Here is a 1,802-nt window from a genome sequence, read left to right as displayed (position 1 = left end):
GGGTTCGCCCACAATGCAGCCCGCAGGCTTGTAACCCTGCTCCACCATGTCGGCAATCAGGCGGCGCACGCCGATGCAGCCGACTTCCTCGTCGTAGCTGAAGGCCAGGTGAACCGGGCGCTTGAGTTTGCGCTTGAGCAGCTCGGGCACCATCATCAGCGCGGTGGCGCCATAGCTTTTCATATCGGTCACGCCGCGGCCATAGAGCTTGCCGCCAATGACTTGCGCTGCGAACGGGTCGGTGTCCCAGGGCTGGCCGTCCACCGGCACCACGTCGGTATGGCCCGACAGCACGATGCCGCCCACCTTGGTTTCGCCGTTTTCGGCAGGCAGGGTGGCCCACAGGTTGGCTTTCTTGCCGCTGTCGTCATAAGTGCGCCGGCATTCAATGCCCAGTGCCTCAAGCCGTGCCTGCGTCCAGTCAAGAAGGGGCAGGTTGCTGTCGCGCGAGACGGAGGCAAAAGACACCCATTTTTCTATCAGCGGCAGGGCGGCGAGGTCGGCGGCCTGCACGGACTGGCGGGTGGCGGCGGGGAGAGGGGCGTTCATGGTGGGGCCTTTTGGGGAGGGCGGAAATTGGTATGACAGCATACTATTTTGCGAAGGCCTTCGCCGTCCTCAAAGGCCATTGGCGGGCTGCGCGCATTCCGGCCGCAATCCGGCGAGAATGCAGGGCGCCGCGTGCAGGGCGCGGCAGGCTATCTCCATTCCTTTACCGAAAGCATTTCATGACCAGCAGCATCTACACCACGTCCATCCCCGTTTTCAAGCAGATGCTGGGTGGCCTCAAGGGCGTCCTGGCCAAGGCCGAAGCCCACGCTTCCGCCAAAAACATCGACCCGAATGCCTTGCTGCAGGCCCGTCTTTTCCCTGACATGTTCCCCTTGCTGCGTCAGGTGCAAGTGGCCAGCGATTTCGCCAAGAGCGTGTCGGCCCGGCTGGCCGGTGTGGAAGTGCCGAAGATCGAAGACAAGGAAACGACGTTTGCCGAACTGCAGGCGCGTATTGACACCATCCTTGCCTTCGTTGAAGGCCTGGACGTGGCGAAATTTGATGGGGCCGCCACGCGGGAGATCGTCACGCAAGCCGGCACGCCCAAGGAAAAGCGCTTTACCGGCCAGTCCTACTTGCTGAATTACGGCCTGCCGCATTTCTTTTTTCACACCACCACGGCATACGCCATCCTCCGCCACAACGGCGTGGAAGTCGGCAAAAAAGATTACATCGGCTCGTATTGAGCCTGTCGCCGGCACCCGGGATGGGTGCCTGCTGCCTGGCCCTGGTGGCGCCTGGTGGTGCGCCTAGTGCGCCGGGCTTTGTGCCAGCGCGGGCGCTCCGGGCGCAGCCGGTTCCACGGGCGCGCGTGGCGCATAGCCGCTGCGCGGCCGGGTGGGGCTTTGCATCCAGATGGTGGGGTCGGGCATTTCCTGATGGGGGCAGCTGTCGCCGCCGTCAAGCTGCCATGAAATGCCGTGGAGCCAGTCACTGGCGCGCGGCTCAAAACGCATGATGTCCGCCATCAATACTTTCTGGAAAGCCGCCGCGTAGGTCAGCAGGCGCAGGTCCCACTGCTTCATGATGATGCGCAGGTACATGCCTTCGCCGCGTGTGGGGTTGGCGGTCAGCAACATCTGGCAGTCCAGCCAGTTCGACGGAATGCCCGCCCGCCGGGCGGTGTCCCGCAACAGCACCTGAATGAGCTGCTGCCGCACGCCGATGGTGGAGTGTTCGTCGCCGGGGACAGAGACTTCCGATTCGGGGTGGGTGGCGCTTGAGGCCGTTTTTGGCTGGCTTTTCAGTCC

The 1,802-nt window shown here is 63.4% G+C and carries 3 protein-coding genes; 1 reads left to right on the top strand and 2 read right to left on the bottom strand.

What is annotated here, in order from left to right; all coding sequences use genetic code 11:
- Window positions 1-549: M20/M25/M40 family metallo-hydrolase (locus tag AC1D1X_RS22195; RefSeq protein WP_477699207.1), on the bottom strand; the 549-nt coding region annotated here is incomplete at its 3' end.
- Window positions 550-728: 179 nt separating this feature from the next.
- Here AC1D1X_RS22195 and AC1D1X_RS22190 point away from each other — a divergent pair.
- Window positions 729-1,238, top strand: coding sequence for a DUF1993 domain-containing protein (locus AC1D1X_RS22190; RefSeq protein ID WP_477671496.1), 510 nt, complete (start codon window positions 729-731; stop codon window positions 1,236-1,238).
- 63 nt (window positions 1,239-1,301) lie between these two features.
- Here the strand turns inward: AC1D1X_RS22190 and AC1D1X_RS22185 are convergent.
- Window positions 1,302-1,802 (bottom strand): hypothetical protein (locus AC1D1X_RS22185; protein ID WP_477699206.1); only part of this gene is annotated, 501 nt, incomplete at its 5' end.

It is taken from the genome of Polaromonas sp. P1_G4, assembly GCF_056405475.1.
The sequence above is the reverse complement of the archived record's forward strand: the minus strand, read 5'-3'. Positions and strand labels throughout refer to the sequence as shown.

Coding starts and splice junctions, on each gene's coding strand:
- AC1D1X_RS22190 (WP_477671496.1), top strand. CDS start 729: ATGACCAGCAGCATCTACACCACGTCCATCCCCGTTTTCAAGCAGATG.